Raw genomic sequence first — 22,331 nt, forward strand, 5'->3', positions numbered from 1 at the left:
CAGATCTTCGACATTTCGAAGCGAAAGCGGAAATCGGACATAAAGCATCACCGCCAGGCGGATGATCTCGGGACTGGTTTTGAAGTACTTGAAAGAGGCAGGTTTGGTCATGGGCAAAACCTACGCAACCGCCCTGCCCCGCTCAAGCCAAGTTCTTCTGACAAGACCCCTTCGCTACGTGGGAGGAATAATCACATCGCTCATTGCCTCGACATTTACCTTTGAAAAGCACTAAATTCAGAGAGAAGTGAATACGCAGCCCACATCAGAATTTGCCGTGTCGACGATTGCCGCTTTGCTTCAACGTAATTGGCTTTTTGAATCATGGCCCGTGTCTAGAAGCGAAGTACTTAAGCGCCTTGGTCAGCGTTTCGATCTGGGCATAGTCGGTCTCAGGTATCGACACGCCTAAGCGCGCGTGCAGGGCCGTCACAAGGTTCAGAATATCCATCGAGTCGAGTTCCAGATCATCTTGCAGATGGTCATCATCAGACACATCCGCCGGTTCTATGTCCGGTGCGATTTTGTGGATTTCCTCCAGAAAAGCCTGTCTAATCTCACTGTCGTTCATAGTTCCTCCGGTCTCGAAAGCTTATCGGCCAACACTGTAAGGAATTTTGAGGCCTGCCTGCCGTCGCAAACGCGGTGGTCTGCAGAGAGCACAAAGTTCGTGACCTCACGGGGGGCAACTTTCTCCCCATCCACCCAAGGGCGGATTTGTGGAGCACCGACCGCCAAGAGGGCGACCTGAGGAGGGAAAATCACTCCCGTCATGCTGTCGGCACCACTCTCACCAAGGCTGGAAATAGTGAGCGTTCCGCTGGTCAGTTCTGAACTACGCAATCGTCCAGAACGAGCACGGGTCACCAGATCACGCATCCCTTCCATGACCTCCTCAAGGGACATACGGTCTGCGTTGAAGAGCGCTGGGGCGACCAGCCCGCCGCCACGGAGTGCGATGGCGACTCCTGTATTGATCTCGCTAGAGGGGACAAATTCTCCATTCACAATATGACCGTTCAGCGATTTGACGGCCTGCGCTGCGAGGGCGGCGGCCTTCGCGATGGCCGCGCCGAGCAATATCCGTTCTGCCGGGGGCCGGTCCTTGTTGCGTGCGGCCAGCCATTCAGACAGGCCCTGAGTTTCGATCGTGTGCGAGACGTAGAAATGTGGAATTTCCTGTTTTGCGCGCGTCATCGCTGCGGCAACCGCCTTGCGCATTTCGGATAGGCCGTCCGTGGCTTGTTTGGAACTGGCCGCGTTTTTCGCGAAGATCTCGACATCGGCCAAAACAACTGCCCCATCCGGGCCGCTGCCTCGGAGTTCAGACAGCTTCAGGCCAGCATGTCGTGCTGCAACGCGGGCCGCCGGGCTGGCTGCCACAACTGCCGTCGGTCTGGGCGGCGTGGCCGAGACCTTTTGCACATCAGGGCCAAGCGATGGAATGTCTGGAGGCGCAGTGTCGGCCGGGTCTGGCAAAACCGCTGGCACTTCCGGCGCGTCCTCTCCTATACGGGCTAGCGGCTCTCCCACGGGAACGGTTTGACCGACTTGCGCCAGTAATTCTGAGACGCCCCCGGCTTCAAAGCTCTCGATTTCTATGGCGCCTTTCTGTGTCTCTACCACGGCGACGACATCCCCCCGGTGCACCTCGTCCCCTGGCTGAATCAACCACTCGACCAACGTACCGGCCTCCATGTCCGCACCGAGCGAGGGCATCCGAAAGATACTCATGTCAGCTTTGCCCCATCACACTTTTGGCCGCCGCGACAATCGCCGGAACCTGCGGTATCGAGGCGTCTTCCAGATGTTTCGGGTAAGGGATCGGAACTTCTTCCGAACACACCCTTCCAACTGGGGCATCGAGCGTCCAAAAGACCTGTTCGGTGATCCGGGCCGAGATTTCAGCTGCCAGCGAGCCGCTGCGCCATCCTTCGTCAACAATGACGGCGCGGCGCGTCCGGGCAACCGATCCCATGATTGTTTCGTCGTCAAGCGGACGTAGCGAGCGCAGGTCGATGACTTCAGCGCCAATCCCTTCTGAGGCAAGCGAATTTGCCGCCTCTAATGTCTTGTGGAGCGACCCGCCATAGGTAATCAGCGTCAGGTCTTTGCCCGGCCTGCGAATAGCTGCGCGGGAAATGTCGACAGGGCCTGCGCCCGAGTCGATTTGACCGCTCAGATTGTAGAGCATAACGTTTTCGAAGATCAGGACTGGATCGGGATCCTGCAGAGCGGTCCAAAGCATGCCGCGCGCATCTTCCAGCGTCGCAGGCGCGAGGACCTTAAGTCCCGGAATATGAGCGTACCAACCTTCAAGGCTATGGGAATGCTGGGCCGCGAGTTGCTTGCCCGCCCCGGTCGCCATACGGATGACCACCGGTACGCCGAACTGCCCTCCGGACATGTGCCGGAGGGTGGCTGCAGTGTTCAAAATCTGGTCGAGTGCCAAAAGGCTGAAGTTGACGGTCATCAGTTCAACGATGGGGCGCATCCCGGCACATGCAGCGCCGATCCCAGCCCCGGTGAAGCCTGACTCGGAAAGCGGCGTGTCACGCAACCTGTCCGCGCCGAATTTGTCCATCAGACCTTTGGAGACGGCATAGCATCCGCCATATGCACCGACGTCCTCGCCCATGAGGAAGACACGGGGATCGCGAGTCATGGCGTCGGAAATCGCGGCCCTAACGGCTTCGCGATAGGTCGTCTCGACCAGCTCACCGGTAGGGGAAGAGGCCTCAACAGTTGTTGCGGATGGCGCCATTACGTCCTTAGTTAACGACGACACAGGCTCCCAGGTTCCGGCCTCGGAAAAGGCGACGGCTTCGTCGATTTCGGCATCGGCTTGCTTTTCGAACTCCCGGATGTCTTCTTCGTGGATCAGCCTATTTTCTAAGAGCCATGACTGGAAGCGCAGAATTGGCCCCTTTTTACGCCATTCCTCAACTTCGTCCTTTGGTCGGTAAAGTTGGGCATCAAACATCGAATGCGCCCGGAAACGGTAAGTGCTGCATTCAAGAAAGACTGGCTTTCCCGTTTCGCGGATTTCCTGCAGCGCCTGTGTTGCGGCCACTTCGACTGCGACAATGTCCATGCCATCGACCACATGCGCCTCGATCCCATAAGCGGCGGCCTTGCGGCTGACATCGGTCTCAGACTCGGAGCGCGCCAGGGCCGTTCCCATTGCGTAGCCATTGTTTTCGCAAACAAAAAGAACAGGTAGCCGCCACAGTACCGCGAGGTTAAGAGTCTCGTGGAACTCGCCCTCGGCCACGGCGCCTTCGCCAAAGAAGCAGGCCGTCACGCCCGTGTCGCCGCGCATCCGTTCGGCTAGAGCCAGCCCCGCAGCCAAGGGGAGACCGCCACCGACAATGGCATTGCCGCCATAGAAGTTCGTGGCGGCGTCAAACAGGTGCATCGAACCTCCGCGTCCGCCCGAGCAGCCTTCGGCCTTGCCATACATTTCGGCCATGACCGAGGACATTGAGACGCCGCGCATCAGCGCATGTCCGTGTTCTCGGTACGTGGCGACGACGCGATCTTTGTCCGACAAGAGCGGGATAATCCCAGCGGCAATCGCTTCCTCTCCATCATAGAGGTGCAGGAAGCCGCGAATTTTTTCCTGAGTGTATAGCTCCGCACATTTGTCTTCGAAACGTCGGATACGGATCATGTCACTCAGCAAGCGTTTCACATGGTCGCGGTCCAGTCTTGGTTTGCTTGTGGTCATTTCTCGTCCGTCTCCAATGTAGAGATGTCACCTTCTGGCAGACCAAGTTCGCGCGCCTTCAAAAGGCGGCGCATGATCTTGCCAGAGCGGGTCTTGGGAAGGGCATTTCGGAAAACGATCTCGCGGGGGGCCACAGCCGCTCCAAGCCGTTTGCGGGCAAGGCCGCGAATGTCGCGCTCTAGCTCCTCATCCGCGGTTTGGCCGGAATTCAGGGTCACGAAGGCTTTGACGATTTCGCCCGCTGTCTCGTCTGGAATACCAATCACAGCGGCCTCGGCGACGGCTTCATGCTCAATCAGCGCACTTTCAACCTCGAAGGGGCCGACCAGATGGCCCGACGTTTTGATTAGGTCATCGGCTCGACCGACGAACCAGAAATACCCATCACTGTCCCGCATCGCGAGATCGCCTGACAAGTACCAACCATCATTGAAGCATTTTTCGTACCGCGCCTGTTCGTGAAGATAGTCCCGCATCATCGAGGGCCAGCCCGGTCGCAGAGCAAGCTCTCCTATCTCGCCATCCGGTAATTCCCGCAAGCCCCCGTTGTCTGGTTCCACAATGCCAGCAACAACGCCAGGCAGGGGTTTGCCCATCGATCCAGGCTTGATGTCATGCGCTCTAGTATTGGCAATCATGATGCCCCCGGTTTCTGTCTGCCACCAATTGTCGTGGAACGGTCGACCGAATACCTCGTTGGACCAGACCACGGCTTCGGCGTTCAGAGGCTCACCGACGCTTGCAAGAAACTGCAGAGCACTGAAGTCGTACCCTCGTGCGGCCTCACTGCCAGCGCGCATCATCATGCGGATGGCTGTTGGGGCTGAATACCAGACCTCAACGCGTTCCCTTTCAACGATCCCATACCAGCGTTCGAGATTGAATTCTGCCTCGTCCACGATCATCATCACGCGGTTCACCAGTGGTGAGATAATCCCGTAGGTCGTTCCGGTGACCCAGCCCGGGTCAGCGGTGCACCAGTAGGTCACGCCGGGCTGCAGTTCGAGCGCGTATCGACCCGAGAGCGCGTGGTGCTGAACTGCGCCATGCACGTGAACCGCACCTTTTGGCCTCCCGGTGGTACCCGAGGTGAAGTGAATCAATGCCGGGTCTTCCGTCTGTGTGTGGGCAGCCAGAAATTCTGTCGAGGCCTCTTGCAATGCCGGGGCCAGAGCGACGCAATCATCAGGAGCTTCGTCGCCAACGATGAGGACCAAACGCAGCGACGTCATTTCCTGACGCCACGATGCGATTTTGCGTTTGTAGAGTGATTTAGTCGTGACCAGAACATTGGCATCGCCGATTTCCATTCTGGTTCTCAGGGGTTCTGGCCCAAAGGCGGCAAAGAGTGGCGTAAAGACCATCCCGGCCTTTAAAGTGCCAAGGGCCGCAGCATAAAGCTCAGGCCGCCGCCCCATCGCGACAAAGACGCGGTCCCCTTTTTGTTGTCCGTGGTCATAGAGCAGATTTGCAAACCGCGACGACATGGCTGCGAGATCTCCATAGCTGAGCGTTTGCTGCGCTCCGTCCTTGGATAGCCAGATCAGGGCAGTATGGTTTCCATGCCCCTGCGCTACATGGCGATCGACAGCTTCAAACCCGATGTTGATCGAGCCATCTGGCAAACCTGTGAGAAGTCTGCGGCCAAGGTCGTTTGTCGGCTGCTCTAGGGCATCCGAGGTTGGTTGCCAACACGCAGCGGCGCGCTCTTCGGGTGATTTCCCGATGATGCTCATTGCTACATCCTCCCGCAGATAGTCTGGTGGGGAGGTCTGGGGGAAAGCAATGACTCAAATCAAAGCGCGCAATATAGCGGACGGTTTCATGGCTGACATCGATCCCGCGCTCGTGCAGCAGATCTTCGACATTTCGAAGCGAGAGCGGAAATCGGATGTACAGAATCACCGCAAGGCGGATGATCTCAGGGCTAGTTTTGAAGTACTTTAAGGAGGCAGGTTTGGCCATGTCCGAAGGCTATGCAACCGCCCTGCCCCGCTCAAGCCAAGTTATTCTGACAAAACCCTTTAATTGCTCGCGCCCCGCGCGGCCTGAGGGTTCTCAGTCAGAAAACCTCGCAAAACGGTGAAGAGAGCCCTCGCATGTTGAATATCGTCAGCATGCATTGCAGCGCGAATATCGTCGCAGATCATTTCATGTACTTTTTGCGGCCCGTGGTGAATTTGCATAAGGTAATTCCCCATTAGCGCGGCGTCGTATGTGGTGAAATGCTCGTGTTCAGCGAGCGCGTCGATCTCTGCCCTCGTGAGCGCGGACATGTCTTCGATATCTTCAACCGAAATCATGGTTCTTTGCCTCCCAATGAAAGAACATTAACAATCCGATCGACGCAGCACATTGATTTGGCTCAAACGTCGCTGGTCAAGCTGGATTGTATATAACAACAAGCTGGGCGACCGATGCGGACCCCTCATGGACTTTTTGACTAATGATTTCTGATCCAAGAAAGCCACCGCTGAACCACACTAAAAATGTCTGCTGATATCGCTCTTGCGCCAGATCAATGACCCCATCCGGAGGCCGATGCATATTGCTTGCCGTCATTAGGGAGCTCGGTCTGCTGGGTAGATTTTCAAATACAATGGCTCGGCGCATTGGCGGATGGCTTGTCTTGCTTTGGTTCTCGCTTCTGGGGTTTGGAGCAGCTGCGCAAGAGGTGACTGTGTATATATTCTGGCAAGAGGGGTGCCCGTACTGCAGCCGAGCAACAGAAGCGATCAAAGAAATGACGGTTACCGACTCCCAACTTAGCCTGAAGCGGATCGAACTCAGCACCTCAGACGAAGATGACGATCTATTTCGCAAAACTGTGATCGAGCTTGGGATCGAAAACCCAGCTGTGCCATTGGTAGTGGTAGGTTCGCAGCACCAAACAGGCTTTGCCGCTGGGCGAAGTGAAGCGGTTTATCTTGACATGATCGAAACATGCCGTGCGAGTCATTGTTTCGACTTGATCGGAAGCCTGAAAGCCGCAAATGAGACTGGCCACACGGTTGGCGCAGCGACGGAGTGGGCAACAGATGCAGGAACCTTGTATTTACCACTTTTTGGCAAAGTGTCGCTGTCCGATCTGTCACTCCCAGTTCTCACCTTGGCGCTGGGTGCCTTAGACGGTTTCAACCCCTGCGCAATGTGGGTTCTGGCACTTCTGATAGGACTACTTTTAGGCATAAAGGACACCGCACGTATGTGGACATTGGGTTTTGTGTTCTTGGGCACTACGGGGCTGATGTATTTCGCCCTGCTTGCGACTTGGTTAAACGTGGTGCTCTGGATTGGCGTGGTGACTTGGCTTCGACTGTCCGTTGGTGTTGTGGCTCTTGCAGCAGGTCTATTTTACTTGCGCGAGTACTGGACAAACCCGGAAGGGGTTTGCAAGGTCACCAAGGTCGATCGAAAACAGTCGGTAGCGGCTTCCTTCCGGGGGATCGTTGAAGAACCGAGCCTCTTGTTAGCTTCGCTTTCCATCGCAGTGCTGGCGGTAAGTGTAAACCTGATTGAATTGATCTGCTAGGCTGGCGTGCCAGCGGTTTTCACGCAGATTCTTGCGATGCACGATCTGTCGCCAATTGCCCATTATTCCTACCTAGCAGTCTACATCTTGGTGTTTCTTCTGGATGATGCATTGATTTTTTTGTTTGCGATGATCTCTCTGCGGGCAGTGACGGCGACTGGACGATTTTCACGAATATCCCACCTGTTCGGCGGTATATTGCTTCTAGTGCTAGGTGCTGTATTGATGCTCAGGCCTGAGTTGCTCGGGTAAAGCCAGGCAACTAGTCCAATTTTTCGAGACGCTACTGTAGACTCAACATCAGCTTGCACCAACGCCAAACACGTGAAGAATTAGGCCAGGTCAAAGATCGGCTGTCAAAGCAGACATTTTCAGCGACCAGCCAGCTAACGAGTAGGGATGCCTCTTACACCGGACTGCGCTTCAATAAAAAGCCAATGATCAGGAGGGGAAAAGGTGAACGTGCTATATGCCGCGACTTGAAGGCCCAAGAGAACCAGACCGAAAACGTGGATCAACTTGTAAGTTTCATTTTTGTAAACTAGCAACAGAATTGAAACCGACTGACCGACGCATACTGCGGCGACAAATATACCAATATCAACCGCTAAAAGGTTGTATCCCAAAACTGCAGTGTAAGCCGAGAAGGCTGTCACAATAAAAACAGCAGTAGTAGCGAGGCTCACTCCTTTTGAACTTAAAATGTCCCGCCTCGAAACTTGGGGTAGCAGCGGCATCAGATATGCCCAAAACAATCCGGGCCAAAAGGCTAGTTTCAAATGCTCCCAAATTGACTCGTTTACTGCTGCTACAAGAGCCACTGGCGTCCAACTAGCAAGCAAAGCAAACGCAAAGTGAAGCCCAAACCCGAACAGGATCATAAAGACGGTGCCAACTGCTTCGAGCCAGACTAGTCGAAACGAGTTTTCCAACATGTTTGACCCCCCAATCCAGATCGTCGCGCAATATTCTTGGATGGTCAAAGTGAAGTGGCCTAAATGATAGTTCAGGTACTCAAGCAGTTTTCACTGCCAGTTTGGGTGGCCAATCCCAAATCTTTTTTAGCGCTTAATAAAGTTGATCCTTGCGGACGGTTCACCGCAGTTGATGTGATTGCTAAGCCAAAAAATTGACCGTAGGCTGGAACCAAAAGTGGGGTCCAGCATGTACGGCAATAGATGGACAATATTAACAGTGGGTCTTATTCCTCTGGCAATGGCGTCCTGTACCAATTTGTATCAAAATGCTGATGTTATGCCTACTCGTACTGACGGGGCCGCTTTTTTTTCGAAAAACTGTAATTCTTGTCATGGCGTGGATGGTACAGGGGGCGGACCTGCAGCCGAAAATCTTTCCGTTGCGCCCACAGATTTGACAATGTTAAGCGCGAAAAACGGAGGCACTTTTCCTCAAGCCCGCGCACTAAGCTATATCTACGGCGACCCAGAGAACAGCCACCTATCTCGCGTTATGCCTCAATTTGGCGGAGAAATGGCAGAAGCTCTCGTCCCCGTCGAAATTGAAGGTATCTTGACACCAACGCCACGCGAACTGGCGGGGTTGCTGTTTTACCTCGAAAGCATCCAACAGTAGACGAATGGATTGTAACTAAATTCTCAATTTGACAATTCGCTGTGTCTGTCGATTGGTACCTTCCAGAAAACCCACTTTGCCTTTAGAAACTGAATTACCCGTAGAAATTTACTTTAAGACTATGCCATTGGGATCAGCTTTGCCGGTCATTGGCGCATCGACAGCGGCTTTATCGATTTCGAACAGCTCGGCGTTTTCGAGAAGAGTGGTTACCACCCAACTCCCTTCGCTTTCGCGCAGGCCATAGCCATAACCGCGCAGGCGAAAAGGCCCCTGCACCAGAGCAAACAAAGTCCCACTCACAAGACCGTCGCCTGAAATACCTTGGTTTGTTGGTACTTTTACTCCAAAGACGTTATGTAGGCAGTCAATGCGTCCACCGACCCTGAGTTCAGGTAGATTCCGAAATTCGGCATTCCGCTGTGGATTGACGGAAACCAAATTCGGGACCGGATTTGCTCTTCAGAGCGAAACTTGGCGATAGCGGCGAAGGCCGGAGGGTGTTCTTTCATGGCACCATCTCTGCTCACATCGTGGCAGCGCACACAGTATTCTCGGGCGATCTCACCGCCCTCCTCTGCTGTTCCTTCAGCTAATATTGGGCTGGCCAGTACAAGGGTTAGGATTATCGCAGCACGTTTCATGTTCTCTCCTCCTCCAAATGCAACAATGCCTTAAGGTCGGCTATTCCCCATTGATTCACATCAATGACCTAGCGGCGGGCTACCACCTTTGCGATGAACCGCACGTACAGCATCTGTGCCAACGCCCAATCAAGTCATCATGGGGATGGAGCAGACGTCAATGTCTCAACTGGCCGAGGCCGCGCGTGAGAGCATGTCGTTAGGCCAAACCGAGGGACTTGCTTCCGTCATGTTTACGGATGTTGTGGCATCTTCTGTCATCGCAAAAACACTAGGGGACCGTGCGTGGTCTGCGAAGATCAATGCTCATTTTGCGGCAGTAAGACGGGTCATTGAAGCGAATGGAGGCCAATTCGTCAAAACACTTGGCGATGGTACGATGTCGTCTTTTGCGTCAGCTCGATCTGCAATGTCGGCAGCAGGTAAAATTCAGCGTGATCTGGCGAACGAAATTGCCGAGCCCCGGCTCGCCGTCAGAATTGGAGTTCACACTGGCGATGTAGTGCAGTCCCATGAGGATTTCTTTGGCTCGGTTGTCAATATTGCCGCTCGTATCGCGGCTGTTGCGGGTCGAGGCGAGGTTCTTGTGTCTGACGTGACGCGTGCATTGGTTGGTGATGATCCAAACCTGAAGTTTGAACTTTTGGGCGAATTTGAATTGCCGGGTCAACAAGGTGCGAGCATTTTGCATGCCATGAATTGGCGGTCTTGACCTTCTGAAGTGATGGTCCGCTTTGGGCTCGTAGCCGTCATCTGAGTCTTTCTGTCAGATGACTGCTTAGGGGTGGATAGCAGTCATAGCTTGGTCGCTTTTCAAGTCACACAATGAGGTTTGCCGGTGTTACAGAACTCTGCCCAATTTCCCTTTGTAGCGGGAACAATGACGCAACTCGTGTAAGGTATAATCAAGAGAGAGCAATGCCTGCGACATGCTATCGACCTGATCATCGTGTTTGCCATTAGGGAAGGCAGCGACTTCGGCCAGAAAGGCTTCTTTACATGGTGCAGATGCTGGCAACCTGACCTGCCCCCGTTCGATCTTTGGAGACTGAATGGACATCCGCTCATCTTTAGCGAGTTTTGGATTATGTGACCTTACACCTTCCCTGGCCTGACGGCGCAGATGGTCGTACACACCGCGACCTGCACCAACCGTTTCGACAATGAGCAGATTTGGCCTCCATTTCTTGCGAAGCTTTGTCGCTGCACTCAAAAGGTCCGGTTGCAGGTATTGCTGACGATGAACGTCCAACAAATCGATGTAGTTGCCAATCAGCCCCCACGTTGTGCAGACAGAGTAGTCATTGGATTCCCCAGGAACCGACGCCGTGTCCCAACTCTGAACAATTGCTTCATAGTCGTTCGGTCGCAGGTCATCTGGGATGACTCCGAACCATTCTGGCTTCACGATATTCCCGCCCGTCGGCACGGGGGACTGCTGGTACTGCGCCTCGAACTTTGCGTCACCAATCTCAAGGCGAAGCGCGTCGAGTTCCTCAAGATCAATGGGTGCTGTCAGACGAATTCGAACTCGTCTCTGGTAGGCCAGTGACGCTGTCCTTTATCCCGCGCCAAGTTCGCGCCACTCGGCAAGAGCAGCGGTGCGCGTCAGCTTGAAGGTGTCTCGGCTGGTGAGAGATCTTTCCTGGTTGAAATGGTTATAGACAGAGGAATGGACGGCGGCGAATTTCTGCAAACTTCGCATACGCCGGAAACGTTGCATAGCGCGCTCTCTTCGTCGGAGTGGCAGGTGTGAGTTCTCAACGCGGTTGTTCAGCCACCTGCCCGTCGTTTGTTTGTCCAGCGCACCCAATTCTCTGAGCGCTGCTTTGTAGGACGCGAAGCGATCTGTGACGACTTCTTCAGCTTTGCCGTGCCGTTTCATCAATTTCCTAACGAATTTCAGTGCTGCAGCCTTATTTCGGCGCTTCGTGACAACCGCTTCCAGCACTTCGCCTTCATAATCGACAGCCCGCCAAAGATAGTGCCGCTTGCCATTTACCTTCACGAAAACCTCGTCGACGTGCCACTTGCATTTCGAGAATGCACGAAGTTGCTGGACCCGTTTGCGTCTAATCTCAGAAGCAAACATTGGGCCGAACCTGTTCCACCAGTAGCGGACAGTTTCGTGGCTGACATCGATCCCACGTTCATGCAGTAGGTCTTCAACATTTCGAAGTGAAAGCGGAAACCGAATATACAGCATCACCGCAAGACGGATGATCTCGGGACTGGTTTTGAAGTACTTGAAGGAGGCAGGTTTGGTCATTCCTAAACGCTACGCAACCGCCCTGCCCTGCTCAAGCAAAGTTCTTCTGACAAGACCCGCGCGCAGCTGCTGACCACGCTTTCTTCGGATCTCAGAAGCAAACATCGGACCGAACCTATTCCACCAGTAGCGGACAATTTCATGGCTGACATCGATCCCGCGTTCGTGAAGTAAGTCTTCGACATTTCGAAGCGAAAGCGGAAATCGTACATAAAGCATCACGGCCAGGCGGATGATCTCGGGACTGGTTTTGAAGTACTTGAAAGAGGCAGGTTTGGTCATGGGCAAAAGCTACGCAACCGCCCTGCCCCGCTCAAGCGAAGTTCTTCTGACAAGACCAATCCTACAATTCCGTCAGCTTCTCCGGGTCCTTCGCCAATGCCCGGAGCAAATCGGTTAGCTCAGGTTCGTCCACCACCTTTGCAGCCTTGGCGAGCGAGAACCAGTGTCTTTTACGCTCGTTGCTCTCTTTCCACCGGCGCTTCAGTTTTTCGACAATCATGGGGTAGACCGTCACACGGCACCAGACTGAGCGCCCGTTTTCGAACCGCTTCTCGTAATGATACGTGCCAATCTGCTCGTCTGAAACGAACCCAACGGCACCGGCTTCCTCAAGCGCTTCAATCTTTGCTGCCTGCCAGGGCTTCTTGCCATCCATTGTCCACCCTTTTGGCATCACCCAGCGCCCGCGATCACGGGACGTGACCATCAGAACCCGCAGCTTGCCGTTATTGTCCCAATGGACAGGCAGCGCCGCAGTCTGTTCGGCCGTGGTTTTTTTCGGACTCATGCCATGCCTCCAGCTTGATTGTGCTGTGCAAGACGACTGCCCAGCAAATCTCCGGTTTCCTCGGCAATCGGATAGGCGACGTAGCTCAGGGCCGCATTCACCTGTTTCAATAGACGTAACACCTCCTGATGAATGTTTGTTGTTTCAATACTCGCCGTGCCACCGTGTTGCAGGCGTTTGAGATGGCGCTCCTGAAGGTGTTGTTCTTCTACCCGGATACGATCCTTTTCTGCCACAAGGTGCCGGGCGGCCTCGGCATCGCCGGTTGTCAAAACCTGAAGCGCAAGCTGGCCGTTGGTGACGACCTGATCGTGGAAATACTCGAGATCGCGCGTCCCTTCGTCCGAGAAAGCAAGAGCGCCGTCGCGCATCTTTTCTGCCAGTGCGATGAGGTTGACGGCGATGCGATCGGCGGCCTCTTCGAGACTGTTGGCCGTCGCGACGATTTCGAGAGTTTTCTTTTCATCCACCTCGGACAGGGCTCGCTCTCGCAACTGTGAAATGTAGATTTTGATCTCGAAGTGCATGCGATCGATCTTGTCTTCACGTATCTCGATCATGCGCGCGGTTTCGGGGCTCCATGTCCGGAACAGATCCATGACCGGCAGCAGCGCAGCTTGAACCATCTCTGCCATCCTCAGCAGTTCCCGCTGTGCGCAGGCCAGTGGCAGCGGCGTGTGATCCAAGGCGCCTTCATCCAGAGCGGTGACCGATGTACCTGCGGCTTCCATCCGTTCTGGTATAACCCGCTCGCCCAAACGGACTAGCGCTCCAACAACGGGGAGCGCCACAATCAGTACGCTTAAATTCAGGACGATGTGCAGGATAATCGCCTGCTGACCAGCGGCGATAGTGGAGAGGGCCGGCTGAGGGAAACCCACAAGCAGGGCAGCGAGGAAGGCGAGCGTGACGCTGCCACGTGCCAGAAGATTGCCGAGGGCAACAATGCGCGCGGGCCTGTCGGACCCTGACAAAATCACAAATGGAATGAAAGCCCCACCAAGGTTGGCCCCGATCACCAACGCGGCGGCGACCGGCGCGGTGATTAGTCCTGCGCTGGCGAAGGTGGCAAAGGTCAACACGGCAGCGAGGCTGGAGTGCATGACCCAGGCCAAAACGGCGGCTAGAACGAACGCACTGACCAGGTCGCTATGGAAATAAGTAGCGATCGCTTGCACGATCTCGTTTCCCGCGACGGGTGCCGTGGCTTGCCGGATCAGGTCCAGCGAAAGTAAAACAAGCGAAAACCCGATGAGTATGCGGCCGACCTGCTTGGTTTTACGAGTGCGCGCTTTGAAGAACGTCACGACACCGGCCAACAAGACAAACGGGATGGCATGCTGCACGGGCAGGAAAAGCACCTGCGCGATCAATGCCGAGCCGAGATCGGCTCCAAGGATCAATGCAAGGGCTGCGGGTGTGGCCAACATGCCGGACACTACAAAGCCGGCTCCAATTAGAGCGACGGCCGTCGCACTTTGCATCACCATCGTCGCGAGCATTCCGCCTGACGCTGCGGAGAGGTGGCTTCCCGAAAGAGCCTTCAGGCGCCGCTTCAGTTCCGGCATGAAAGCACGTTCGACGCCTGTCCTGATCAAGCGCACGGACCAGAGCAACAACGCCACAGCGGCGGCAATATGCGTGGCCAGCAAAATCATGGGGCCGCTGACGCGTTTGGTGTCGAGCAATGCAGCACGTCGTTGTGCAAATCCCGAATTTCCCGAGTGTTTTCTGAAATCTCACACCCAAACGTGGTTTATGCAACAAAAATGTTGAAATATCGCCTGAAAGACCACACTCTGCGCCGAGGGGAGAGCCGGGGACGGTCGGATGGCCAAGTCGCAAATCAAGGAAAAGGCCAAAGGGCGCTTCAAGAAAGGGGAGCGGCGGCGGCAGATTTTGCTTGAACTCAAGTTGCGTCCACATGTCCGTATCAGTGACCTGGCTGCGCGCTTCCATGTCTCGACCGAAACAGTGCGGCGGGATGTTGATGCGCTGTCGGATGAAGGTTTGATTGCCCGTGCCCATGGTGGGGTCTCAGCCGCGACGCAGGGACATTACCCCAGCCTCGATGAACGGGAGAGCGCCCGGATCGAAGAGCGTGAACGAATTGGGCGGCGCGCGGCTGAACTCGTTGGTGAAGGCGAGACGGTGATGATCGATTCCGGGTCGACCACGATCCAGATGGCGCGTGCGCTCGCCTATCTTGGTACGCCGTGCACGGTCATCACGAATTCCATTCCTGTGGCCATGACACTTGGGCATGGAACCGCAGAAGTCCTGATCTGCCCGGGCGAATACCTCGCGACTGAATCCGCGGTTGTTGGCACTGAAACGCTTGAGTTTCTTGCACGCTTCAATGTGGATCGCTGCATGATCGGTTCATCGGGCTTTTCCGAAGAGGGCCCCTCGGAATCGGTACGTGGTTTTGCTGCGGTGAAAAGGATGATGCTGAACCGTGCAGCACACCGGCACCTTCTGATCGATTCCCAAAAGTTTGGTCGAAAGGGGTTGGCTCATGTCAGTGACCTGGCTGACTTGAACTCGATTGTGGTCGACAAACGACCACAGGGCGTTTTGATGAGCGCGCTGGAAGCGGCATCTGTCGAAACCGTGGTGGCCGGCTGAGAAACAAAGAAGCACTCTAATCAGAAAACGAAGTCTGAATATCTGGGAGGATAGAATGAAACTGAACATCAAACTTCTGCTTGGCGCGTCCGCCATCGCCATGTTGTCGCTGGGCAGTGCTGCTTCTGCACAAGACTGCCCTCGGGGGGACCTGGATGAGCGCTTCTGCGACGTCGACGGTGACCTGATCGCGGACATCCCAACCGATGAATCCGAGCAGATTGATCCGGACACGCTGATCTTTGCGTTCACACCAGTGGAAGACCCAGCCGTCTATAAATCTGCGTGGTCGGATTTCCTTGAGCATCTGGAAGCGGAAACAGGAAAGGACGTCGTCTTTTTCCCGGTTCAGAACAACGCCGCGCAGATCGAGGCCATGCGCTCGGGTCGCTTGCACATTGCAGGCTTCAATACCGGATCAAACCCGCTAGCAGTGAATTGCGCGGGCTTCAGGTCATTCGCCATCATGGCATCGACGGACGGCAGCTTCGGCTACGAGATGGAGATCATCACCCATCCCGGTTCCGGCATAGAGAAAGTCGAGGACATCAAAGGCAAACAATTGGCCTTTACCTCACCCACCTCGAACTCGGGCTTCAAGGCGCCGTCAGCGATCCTGAAGGCGGACTATGACATGATCCCCGAGCGGGATTTCGAACCGGTTTTCTCGGGCAAGCACGACAACTCGATTCTGGGCGTGGCCAATAAGGACTACATGGCTGCATCGATCGCGAACTCGGTGAAATTCCGCATGATCAGCAGGGACGTCATCAAGGAAGAAGACGTCATCACGATCTACAAATCGCAAACCTTCCCGACGACGGGTTACGGCACGGCTCACAACCTCAAGCCCGAGTTGCAGGAAAAGATCCGCAATGCGTTCTTCAACTTCGAGTGGGAAGGCACATCGCTGGAAGAAGAGTTCTCGAAGTCGAACGAGGGCCAGTTCATCCCGATCACCTATCAGGAATACTGGGATGTGATCCGCAAGATCGACGCGGCCAACGGCGTATCCTACGCCTGCGAGTGATATCACCACGCATATGGTGGGCCTGACTTGGCCCGCCAACAGCCCATTGCCGGGATTTTTCATGCTGCGCCTTCAGAAACTAACAAAGACATACAAAACAGGGGATCAGGCGCTTAAGGCGATTGATCTCGACGTGACCAAGGGACAGGTACTAGCGCTGATTGGTCCATCCGGCGCAGGCAAGTCCACAATGATCCGCTGCATCAACCGACTGGTGGAACCAACAAGCGGCTCCGTCATGCTGGACGATGAGGACTTGACCAAACTCGGCTCCGGCGCGCTGCGCAAAGCGCGGCGTGAGATGGGAATGATATTTCAGGAATACGCGTTGGTCGAACGATTGACGGTCATGGAAAATGTGCTGTCAGGGCGGCTTGGTTATGTAGGCTTCTGGCGCTCTTTCCTCCGCCGCTACCCGCAGGCGGATGTGGACGAAGCATTTCGCTTGCTCGACCGCGTCGGTCTTTTGCATATGGCGGACAAACGTGCCGATGAGCTTTCGGGTGGCCAGCGTCAGCGGGTCGGCATCTGCCGGGCGCTGATCCAGAACCCGAAGCTTCTGTTGGTGGACGAGCCGACGGCATCGCTCGATCCGAAGACCAGTCGACAGATCATGCGTCTGATTACCGAGCTTTGCCAAGAGCGCGGACTGGCCGCGATCATCAATATTCACGACGTCGCTTTGGCACAGATGTTCGTGCCCCGTGTGGTTGGCCTGCGCTTCGGTGAGATTGTTTATGACGGCGGCCCAAACGGTTTGACGCCCGACAAGCTGACCGAGATCTACGGTGAAGAAGACTGGGAAGCGACCATCGAGAAGGTGGATGAAGACGACGAAGACATCGAGGCGGCGGAATGAGTCATCGCGAACTGGATGACATGCTCGGCAAGGGCTGGCGGAAGCCGCACTTCGTCAAACGCACTTGGCTGCGCTGGGTGCTGATCTTTGGGTTCATTGCCTATCTGATCGCCGCCTTCATGACGATCGAGGTCGACTGGGGCCGTGTCTATGAGGGCCTCGATCGTGGCTGGGCGTTCATACTGGCCTTCACCAGTCCCGACTTCACCTCGCGGTGGGGAGATATCTGGGAAGGACTGCTGGAAAGCATCGTGATGACCGTCGCTGCATCCGTCGTGGGCATCCTGATCTCGATTCCCATCGGCCTCGGGGCAGCGCGCAACATCGCTCCTTTACCCGTCTATATGATCTGCCGTGGGATCGTTGCGATTAGCCGCGCGCTGCAAGAGATTATCGTCGCGATTCTGCTCGTCGCGATCTTCGGGTTCGGCCCGCTAGCTGGTTTCCTGACGCTTTCCTTCGCGACGATCGGCTTTCTGTCAAAACTGCTGGCCGAAGATATCGAGTCGATGGACAAGGTGCAGGCTGAAGCCATCAAGGCCAGTGGCGCGCGCTGGATGCAGTGGATCAATTACGGCGTGCAACCTCAGGTCATGCCCCGCCTTGTTGGCCTGTCGATGTACAGGATCGACATTAACTTTCGGGAAAGTGCGATCCTTGGCCTGGTTGGCGCAGGTGGGATCGGAGCGACGTTGAACACGGCCTTTGACCGATATGAGTATGACACCGCCGCCGCGATCCTTCTGTTGATCATCGGGATCGTGATGGCGCTCGAATACCTCTCGGGCATCATTCGCGCGAGGGTCCAGTAATGCCGGTATTGGAGCGCGAAGACGCACAAGTCTGGCGGCGACGCACAACGGGGGAGAGCCTTGTCCGCTGGTTCGGCTGGCTGATCGGCGTCGCGATATTCGTGGTGTGCTGGCAGCGTATCTCGGACGCGACGACGTGGTTCTTCGTCTGGGATGCCCCGCGCATCGCCAATGACATCTGGACCCGCGCGACGCCGCCGCGGTGGGCATACATTGCGCAACTCGGGCGCCCGATCTGGGATACTCTCAATATCGCCACGCTTGGCACCCTGATCGCGCTCTGTCTCGCGATACCCGTTGCGTTTCTTGCGGCGCGCAACACCACGCCGTCGGCGCTGTTCGTCCGGCCGATTGCGCTGCTGATCATTGTCTCGACCCGCTCGATCAACTCCCTGATCTGGGCGCTTCTGCTCATCGCGATCATCGGCCCCGGCGTCTTTGCCGGGGTGATTGCAATTGCGATCCGGTCCATCGGTTTTTGCGCCAAGCTTCTTTACGAAGCGATCGAGGAAATTGACCATACCCAAGTGGAGGCCATCACGGCAACAGGCGCGAGCCGCTGGCAAGTCATGGCCTATGGCATCGTTCCGCAGATCCTGCCTGCCTTTGCTGGCATCGCCGTCTTCCGCTGGGACATCAACATCCGCGAGAGTACGGTTCTTGGGCTAGTCGGAGCCGGGGGCATTGGTCTGCAGCTTTCCTCGTCGCTGAACGTCCTCGCCTGGCCACAGGTCAGCCTTATCCTGATCGTGATCCTTGTTGCCGTCGTTGTCAGCGAATGGGTATCTGCCAAGGTGCGGGGTGCGATCATATGATGTCGATCACTGCGGATCAGGCGCTCGACGCATATGAAGCCTCACGGCATCGACTGCCAACGACAACTCCCAAACAGGGTGCTACTGAACGTGTGGTGTCGCTCTCTGTCATCGCTGATCGGTTTGATGTTTTTTTGCTCGATGCCTTCGGTGTCCTGAACGTGGGCGAGAGCGTGATACCCAGCGCGCCTAAGAGCGTTGCCGAGTTGCAGAGCGGGGGCAAACGCGTGCTCGTGGTCTCGAATGCTACCAGCTTGGACAGTGCAGACCTTTTGAAAAAGTACCGATCGCTCGGGTTTCTGTTTGCCCGGGAGGACATCGTCACAAGCCGCGAAACGCTTTCGTCCATGATGAATGGCAACCGGGAACGGCTTTGGGGTGCGGTTGCGCCGGCCGCTGCGGACTTGAGTGACCTTGGGCTCCCGCAAACACGGTTGTTGGAAGACGATCCGGAGCCTTACGAGGCGTGCGACTCCGTCCTGCTGATAGGAACCGGGGACTGGACGGATGAACGGCAGAACCTGTTGGAAAATGCGGTGCAACGGCAGAGCAAGCCGGTCTTTGTGGCAAACCCGGATATCGTTGCACCGCGTGAAACCGGCTTCTCAGTCGAGCCGGGCCATATCGCGCACAGGCTTGCGGATATCGCCGATATAGAGCCTCAGTTTTATGGCAAACCTTTCGCCAATATCTTTGACTTGGTCTTCGAGCTTTTGGGCGATGTCGACCGCTCGCGCGTTGTCATGGTTGGTGACAGTCTGCACACGGATATCCTCGGCGCGCGTGCCTATGGTATTGCGTCGGCTCTCATTCCCGGTTTTGGCTTGTTTGCCGGTGGGAACGCGGATCAGGCCATTGAGCGGACGGGCATCCAACCGGATTTCGTGGTGGACCGTCCGTGATTGCTTGGGCCGCGGCCTGACATGACCCAACATGAACAAGGAAAGTTAGAATGAGTCATCTCTTCTCGTCGTGGAAGCTTGGGTCGCTGGAGCTTGAAAATCGGATCGTCATTGCACCGATGTGTCAGTACTCCGCCGTCGATGGAAACGCGCAGGACTGGCACCTGATCCATATGGGCAATCTTGCTCTGGCGGGCGCTGGGTTGTTCGTTATAGAGGCGACGGCTGTCTCCCCTGAAGGGCGGATTACACCGGATGATCTTGGCCTCTACTCGGAGGAGAATGAAGCCGCATTGAAACGTGTGATCGACGCGGTAACTCGATATTCCGTCTCTCCAATGGTCATCCAGCTTGCGCATGCGGGGCGCAAAGCCTCCAGCCAGGTTCCCTGGGCGGGAGGGGCACAGATCCTGCCGGACCAGCCGTCTGGCTGGAAGGCGGTTGCACCGTCCGCGTTACCTCATGCGCTAGAAGAGGACGCGCCCGTTGCCCTCGACGGCGCGGGGCTGGCCAAGATCAAGAAGGATTTCGCATCGGCTGCCCGGCGATCCGCGGCGCTCGGCTTTCGTGGCATCGAAGTGCATATGGCGCATGGCTATCTGCTGCATCAGTTCCTGTCGCCCATCGCAAACCAAAGATCGGATGCCTACGGCGGGGGTCTGGAAAATCGAATGCGTTTTCCCTTGGAAGTCTTCAATGCTGTCAAGTCCGCCGTGCCGGAAGGTATGCCCGTCTGGGTGCGTGTTTCCGGGACCGATTGGGTCTCGGGCGGATGGGATATCGAGGACACCGTTGCGCTCGGCAATGCCCTAAAGGATCAAGGCTGTGCAGCCATTCACGTGTCGTCCGGAGGTGTGTCGTCGAAACAGGAAATCCCACTGTCCCGTGGCTATCAAGTTTCCCTCGCCGCGAGAGTGAAAAAGGAAGTGGGGCTGCCGACTATTGCAGTCGGACTAATCACCGAGCCGGCAAATGCGGAAGCAATCCTAGAAAAGGGTGACGCCGATGCCGTCGCCCTCGCTCGTGGAATGCTCTACAACCCGCGTTGGCCATGGCACGCCGCGGCCGAATTGGGGGCCGAGATCAATGCCCCGCACCAGTACTGGCGCTCGCAACCGCGCGAGTACAAGGCACTTTTCAAGAACCACAAGATTGGTCAGAGATAGAGTGCTTCTCCACGGGTTGCCCGGATGGAGGTTTGGCAAGTCTTTTTGGATCTGCGCCTAACATATTTGAAACACAAGAACAGGCTATTAGGTTTTTGAACGAAAAGGCCTCGTCTCACGTGAGTTGCAAGTTTCCGTCGAAGGCGCAGCACATGTCCCGCTTCTCGGTCATTGCCGAAAGTAGAGTTCCAGGTCTGCTTTGCGGACATCCGGACTTGTGCATTTGCAGCTATTGCTGACGCAGCATCCGCCCTTACGTGCAGCGGCGCTCCTGCTGCGTCGCAGCTTTGATCACCGATGCGGACATTGCGCGCCAGTTTCTTGGGCTCAATCCAAACCAATCTTCCGCTGCATTATGCCTGGATACGATTCCCGCGGGCGTGGCGGACCTAGCTCGCATCCATTCGACAGTCTTGTTAGCGCCACCTTGCTGCCGTTTGGAGACGACACTTGCTAATTGCGACCAAGATAGACATGTGCCCCGTATCCGGGTGGCAACTTGGAGAAATCAGATGCGCGAAAGCCGCCATGTTGGGACAAGCGCCGACCGGGTGCAGAAGTCGCTTACGTTAACACCGCAGAACATCCCATCCCGCTCGACAAGCACGGTACGCCACCCCTGCGCAGCGGCCCCGAGAATATCCGTATGCAGAGTGTCGCCGCACATGGCTATCCGGCCTGGCGCAACGCCAACTAGGCTTTCTTTGACCATCTCAAAGACTTCGGGGAAGGGTTTTCCAAAGAAACTGATATTCGTTAGACCCTTGTCGATCAGCATGTGGCCAAAGTGGCCAGGTTCAAGCGAGAAGCCATGATCGCGTGGGGCCGCGATATCCGCGTTGGCGATTACAACGGGCCGCGGATTGGCCAAGAGGCTCTCAGTTAGGATGCCCTGACGCTCGGAAGTCCAATTTTCAGTCGAAAGAAACAGAATGCCCTCGACCTGGTCATATTCCGACCGGTCACCGTTGAGGCGCAACGTGTCGGCCGAAATGTCCGACAAGTCATCGCTCGACGCGGCAATGCACCCCCAGAGTATGTCATCCAGCCCACGCAGCGTTGCATCGCGACTGGTAATAATTTCCTCTGGTTCAACACGCATGCCCAATTTGCGGAATTTTTCGGTCGCGCAATCATGATTGTAGCTTGCCGCATTTGAAAGGATGCGGATTGCGTGCCCATTATCTCGAAGCTGGTCCAGCCTTTCCGCTGCTCCGGGTATAGGAGTTTCACCGACATTCAAAACACCGAAGGCGTCAAAAACGAAAGCATCTACATCGCCCACTACGTCCAGCAGCGAATTCACCAATTTGGTATCAGCGGCGAAGTTGGCAACCGGAAGACGGTGGCGAACCGACTGATACCTTTCGAAGATGCTGTTTACATCATCCATGTGTTCAGCGCGGTCCCTTTAGAAAGCGGCACGCGTCGTGCGCGTTACTGAACCCATGGTAACGAGAGCAAACAAAAATGAAAGCGAAAACAACAAAACGACATAAATTGCTCTAATATACGAGTTGAGACTGGATTTTTTTGTTGCTTTGTCGCTTTTGTTCGATAT

24 protein-coding genes and 3 pseudogenes are annotated in these 22,331 nt (G+C 55.6%); 11 read left to right on the plus strand and 16 right to left on the minus strand.

Going from position 1 to position 22,331, the window contains the following annotated elements:
- The 7 genes and pseudogenes from AC2FNV_RS18875 to AC2FNV_RS18905 form a co-directional block, all read right to left on the minus strand.
- Positions 1-111 (minus strand): annotated as a pseudogene (locus AC2FNV_RS18875) (IS6 family transposase); the annotation flags it as partial.
- Positions 112-322: 211 nt separating this feature from the next.
- Entirely contained in the window at positions 323-571 is a 249-nt protein-coding gene (locus tag AC2FNV_RS18880; RefSeq protein ID WP_170609027.1) for an acyl carrier protein, read from the minus strand.
- The gene (locus AC2FNV_RS18885; protein ID WP_170609029.1) at positions 568-1,734 is read right to left on the minus strand and encodes a dihydrolipoamide acetyltransferase family protein; all 1,167 of its coding nucleotides are present in this window, start codon (positions 1,732-1,734) and stop codon (positions 568-570) included. The genes AC2FNV_RS18880 and AC2FNV_RS18885 overlap by 4 nt, the downstream gene beginning before the upstream one ends.
- A gap of 1 nt (position 1,735) precedes the next feature.
- Positions 1,736-3,730, minus strand: coding sequence for a pyruvate dehydrogenase (acetyl-transferring) E1 component subunit alpha (gene pdhA / locus AC2FNV_RS18890; protein WP_170609031.1), 1,995 nt, complete (start codon positions 3,728-3,730; stop codon positions 1,736-1,738).
- On the minus strand, positions 3,727-5,466 hold the full coding sequence (acsA, locus tag AC2FNV_RS18895; RefSeq protein ID WP_170609033.1) for an acetate--CoA ligase: 1,740 nt from the start codon (positions 5,464-5,466) through the stop codon (positions 3,727-3,729). Before acsA ends, pdhA begins: the two co-directional genes overlap by 4 nt.
- A 76-nt stretch (positions 5,467-5,542) precedes the next feature.
- Positions 5,543-5,695: pseudogene (locus tag AC2FNV_RS18900) on the minus strand (IS6 family transposase); the annotation flags it as partial.
- Positions 5,696-5,754: 59 nt separating this feature from the next.
- Entirely contained in the window at positions 5,755-6,033 is a 279-nt protein-coding gene (locus AC2FNV_RS18905; protein ID WP_170609035.1) for a hypothetical protein, read from the minus strand.
- Positions 6,034-6,329: 296 nt separating this feature from the next.
- Here AC2FNV_RS18905 and AC2FNV_RS18910 point away from each other — a divergent pair, with 296 nt between their 5' ends.
- Both AC2FNV_RS18910 and AC2FNV_RS18915 read left to right on the plus strand, forming a co-directional pair.
- Positions 6,330-7,262 (plus strand): hypothetical protein, encoded by a 933-nt coding sequence (locus AC2FNV_RS18910; RefSeq protein ID WP_496774131.1) that lies wholly within the window; start codon positions 6,330-6,332, stop codon positions 7,260-7,262.
- A gap of 36 nt (positions 7,263-7,298) precedes the next feature.
- A complete protein-coding gene (locus AC2FNV_RS18915) occupies positions 7,299-7,514 on the plus strand; it encodes a hypothetical protein (protein ID WP_170609041.1) in 216 nt (71 codons plus the stop codon).
- A gap of 134 nt (positions 7,515-7,648) precedes the next feature.
- On the opposite strand, the gene AC2FNV_RS18920 is transcribed toward AC2FNV_RS18915, so the two are convergent.
- Positions 7,649-8,197 carry a DUF6512 family protein gene (locus tag AC2FNV_RS18920; RefSeq protein ID WP_170611219.1) on the minus strand — a complete coding sequence of 183 codons (549 nt, stop codon included), beginning with the start codon at positions 8,195-8,197 and terminating at the stop codon, positions 7,649-7,651.
- Between the two features lie 229 nt (positions 8,198-8,426).
- Between AC2FNV_RS18920 and AC2FNV_RS18925 the strand changes: the two genes are divergently transcribed.
- A complete protein-coding gene (locus AC2FNV_RS18925; RefSeq protein WP_496774133.1) occupies positions 8,427-8,855 on the plus strand; it encodes a c-type cytochrome in 429 nt (142 codons plus the stop codon).
- Positions 8,856-8,963: 108 nt separating this feature from the next.
- Here AC2FNV_RS18925 and AC2FNV_RS18930 read toward each other — a convergent pair whose 3' ends face one another.
- Complete coding sequence (locus AC2FNV_RS18930) at positions 8,964-9,158, minus strand: hypothetical protein (RefSeq protein WP_496774135.1); 195 nt, start codon at positions 9,156-9,158, stop codon at positions 8,964-8,966.
- A 38-nt stretch (positions 9,159-9,196) separates the two neighbouring features.
- On the minus strand, positions 9,197-9,499 hold the full coding sequence (locus tag AC2FNV_RS18935) for a c-type cytochrome (RefSeq protein WP_170609049.1): 303 nt from the start codon (positions 9,497-9,499) through the stop codon (positions 9,197-9,199).
- Between the two features lie 160 nt (positions 9,500-9,659).
- On the opposite strand from AC2FNV_RS18935, the gene AC2FNV_RS18940 reads away from it, so the two are divergent.
- Complete coding sequence (locus tag AC2FNV_RS18940) at positions 9,660-10,211, plus strand: adenylate/guanylate cyclase domain-containing protein (RefSeq protein WP_170609051.1); 552 nt, start codon at positions 9,660-9,662, stop codon at positions 10,209-10,211.
- A 129-nt stretch (positions 10,212-10,340) separates the two neighbouring features.
- Here AC2FNV_RS18940 and terL read toward each other — a convergent pair whose 3' ends face one another.
- From terL to AC2FNV_RS18965, 5 genes and pseudogenes are all read right to left on the minus strand, one after another.
- Complete coding sequence (gene terL, locus AC2FNV_RS18945; RefSeq protein WP_170609053.1) at positions 10,341-10,907, minus strand: phage terminase large subunit; 567 nt, start codon at positions 10,905-10,907, stop codon at positions 10,341-10,343.
- Positions 10,908-11,060: 153 nt separating this feature from the next.
- Positions 11,061-11,768, minus strand: a complete 708-nt coding sequence (locus AC2FNV_RS18950) for an IS6 family transposase (RefSeq protein ID WP_496774137.1) — start codon at positions 11,766-11,768, stop codon at positions 11,061-11,063.
- A 57-nt stretch (positions 11,769-11,825) separates the two neighbouring features.
- Positions 11,826-12,050: pseudogene (locus AC2FNV_RS18955) on the minus strand (IS6 family transposase); the annotation flags it as partial.
- A gap of 61 nt (positions 12,051-12,111) precedes the next feature.
- Positions 12,112-12,558, minus strand: coding sequence for an NUDIX hydrolase (locus AC2FNV_RS18960; RefSeq protein ID WP_170608904.1), 447 nt, complete (start codon positions 12,556-12,558; stop codon positions 12,112-12,114).
- Positions 12,555-14,246 (minus strand): Na/Pi cotransporter family protein, encoded by a 1,692-nt coding sequence (locus tag AC2FNV_RS18965; protein ID WP_254444671.1) that lies wholly within the window; start codon positions 14,244-14,246, stop codon positions 12,555-12,557. Before AC2FNV_RS18965 ends, AC2FNV_RS18960 begins: the two co-directional genes overlap by 4 nt.
- 142 nt (positions 14,247-14,388) lie before the next feature.
- On the opposite strand from AC2FNV_RS18965, the gene AC2FNV_RS18970 reads away from it, so the two are divergent.
- The 7 genes from AC2FNV_RS18970 (at position 14,389) to AC2FNV_RS19000 (ending at position 20,770) form a co-directional block, all read left to right on the plus strand.
- Entirely contained in the window at positions 14,389-15,186 is a 798-nt protein-coding gene (locus AC2FNV_RS18970; RefSeq protein ID WP_170608906.1) for a DeoR/GlpR family DNA-binding transcription regulator, read from the plus strand.
- Between the two features lie 55 nt (positions 15,187-15,241).
- The gene (gene phnD / locus AC2FNV_RS18975; RefSeq protein WP_170608908.1) at positions 15,242-16,216 is read left to right on the plus strand and encodes a phosphate/phosphite/phosphonate ABC transporter substrate-binding protein; all 975 of its coding nucleotides are present in this window, start codon (positions 15,242-15,244) and stop codon (positions 16,214-16,216) included.
- A gap of 61 nt (positions 16,217-16,277) precedes the next feature.
- Positions 16,278-17,075, plus strand: coding sequence for a phosphonate ABC transporter ATP-binding protein (gene phnC, locus AC2FNV_RS18980; protein ID WP_170608910.1), 798 nt, complete (start codon positions 16,278-16,280; stop codon positions 17,073-17,075).
- Entirely contained in the window at positions 17,072-17,887 is an 816-nt protein-coding gene (gene phnE / locus AC2FNV_RS18985; protein ID WP_170608912.1) for a phosphonate ABC transporter, permease protein PhnE, read from the plus strand. Before phnC ends, phnE (AC2FNV_RS18985) begins: the two co-directional genes overlap by 4 nt.
- Positions 17,887-18,702, plus strand: coding sequence for a phosphonate ABC transporter, permease protein PhnE (phnE, locus tag AC2FNV_RS18990; protein WP_170608914.1), 816 nt, complete (start codon positions 17,887-17,889; stop codon positions 18,700-18,702). Before phnE (AC2FNV_RS18985) ends, phnE (AC2FNV_RS18990) begins: the two co-directional genes overlap by 1 nt.
- Entirely contained in the window at positions 18,699-19,604 is a 906-nt protein-coding gene (locus tag AC2FNV_RS18995) for an HAD-IIA family hydrolase (protein WP_496774141.1), read from the plus strand. Before phnE (AC2FNV_RS18990) ends, AC2FNV_RS18995 begins: the two co-directional genes overlap by 4 nt.
- Before the next feature lie 50 nt (positions 19,605-19,654).
- The gene (locus AC2FNV_RS19000) at positions 19,655-20,770 is read left to right on the plus strand and encodes an NADH:flavin oxidoreductase/NADH oxidase (RefSeq protein ID WP_496774143.1); all 1,116 of its coding nucleotides are present in this window, start codon (positions 19,655-19,657) and stop codon (positions 20,768-20,770) included.
- Positions 20,771-21,278: 508 nt separating this feature from the next.
- Here the strand turns inward: AC2FNV_RS19000 and AC2FNV_RS19005 are convergent.
- Positions 21,279-22,163 (minus strand): HAD-IIA family hydrolase, encoded by an 885-nt coding sequence (locus tag AC2FNV_RS19005; protein WP_170608918.1) that lies wholly within the window; start codon positions 22,161-22,163, stop codon positions 21,279-21,281.
- Positions 22,164-22,331: the final 168 nt, after the last annotated feature.

Source organism: Ruegeria sp. BHSA163 (assembly GCF_059613365.1).

Excerpts from the sequence above, each read along its gene's own strand:
- AC2FNV_RS18880 (WP_170609027.1), bottom strand. The coding sequence starts at position 571 with ATGAACGACAGTGAGATTAGACAGGCTTTTCTGGAGGAAATCCACAAA.
- AC2FNV_RS18885 (WP_170609029.1), bottom strand. The coding sequence starts at position 1,734 with ATGAGTATCTTTCGGATGCCCTCGCTCGGTGCGGACATGGAGGCCGGT.
- pdhA (WP_170609031.1), bottom strand. The coding sequence starts at position 3,730 with ATGACCACAAGCAAACCAAGACTGGACCGCGACCATGTGAAACGCTTG.
- acsA (WP_170609033.1), bottom strand. The coding sequence starts at position 5,466 with ATGAGCATCATCGGGAAATCACCCGAAGAGCGCGCCGCTGCGTGTTGG.
- AC2FNV_RS18905 (WP_170609035.1), bottom strand. The coding sequence starts at position 6,033 with ATGATTTCGGTTGAAGATATCGAAGACATGTCCGCGCTCACGAGGGCA.
- AC2FNV_RS18910 (WP_496774131.1), top strand. The coding sequence starts at position 6,330 with ATGGCTCGGCGCATTGGCGGATGGCTTGTCTTGCTTTGGTTCTCGCTT.
- AC2FNV_RS18915 (WP_170609041.1), top strand. The coding sequence starts at position 7,299 with ATGCACGATCTGTCGCCAATTGCCCATTATTCCTACCTAGCAGTCTAC.
- AC2FNV_RS18920 (WP_170611219.1), bottom strand. The coding sequence starts at position 8,197 with ATGTTGGAAAACTCGTTTCGACTAGTCTGGCTCGAAGCAGTTGGCACC.
- AC2FNV_RS18925 (WP_496774133.1), top strand. The coding sequence starts at position 8,427 with ATGTACGGCAATAGATGGACAATATTAACAGTGGGTCTTATTCCTCTG.
- AC2FNV_RS18935 (WP_170609049.1), bottom strand. The coding sequence starts at position 9,499 with ATGAAACGTGCTGCGATAATCCTAACCCTTGTACTGGCCAGCCCAATA.
- AC2FNV_RS18940 (WP_170609051.1), top strand. The coding sequence starts at position 9,660 with ATGTCTCAACTGGCCGAGGCCGCGCGTGAGAGCATGTCGTTAGGCCAA.
- AC2FNV_RS18950 (WP_496774137.1), bottom strand. The coding sequence starts at position 11,768 with ATGACCAAACCTGCCTCCTTCAAGTACTTCAAAACCAGTCCCGAGATC.
- AC2FNV_RS18960 (WP_170608904.1), bottom strand. The coding sequence starts at position 12,558 with ATGAGTCCGAAAAAAACCACGGCCGAACAGACTGCGGCGCTGCCTGTC.
- AC2FNV_RS18970 (WP_170608906.1), top strand. The coding sequence starts at position 14,389 with ATGGCCAAGTCGCAAATCAAGGAAAAGGCCAAAGGGCGCTTCAAGAAA.
- phnD (WP_170608908.1), top strand. The coding sequence starts at position 15,242 with ATGAAACTGAACATCAAACTTCTGCTTGGCGCGTCCGCCATCGCCATG.
- phnC (WP_170608910.1), top strand. The coding sequence starts at position 16,278 with ATGCTGCGCCTTCAGAAACTAACAAAGACATACAAAACAGGGGATCAG.
- phnE (WP_170608912.1), top strand. The coding sequence starts at position 17,072 with ATGAGTCATCGCGAACTGGATGACATGCTCGGCAAGGGCTGGCGGAAG.
- phnE (WP_170608914.1), top strand. The coding sequence starts at position 17,887 with ATGCCGGTATTGGAGCGCGAAGACGCACAAGTCTGGCGGCGACGCACA.
- AC2FNV_RS18995 (WP_496774141.1), top strand. The coding sequence starts at position 18,699 with ATGATGTCGATCACTGCGGATCAGGCGCTCGACGCATATGAAGCCTCA.
- AC2FNV_RS19000 (WP_496774143.1), top strand. The coding sequence starts at position 19,655 with ATGAGTCATCTCTTCTCGTCGTGGAAGCTTGGGTCGCTGGAGCTTGAA.
- AC2FNV_RS19005 (WP_170608918.1), bottom strand. The coding sequence starts at position 22,163 with ATGGATGATGTAAACAGCATCTTCGAAAGGTATCAGTCGGTTCGCCAC.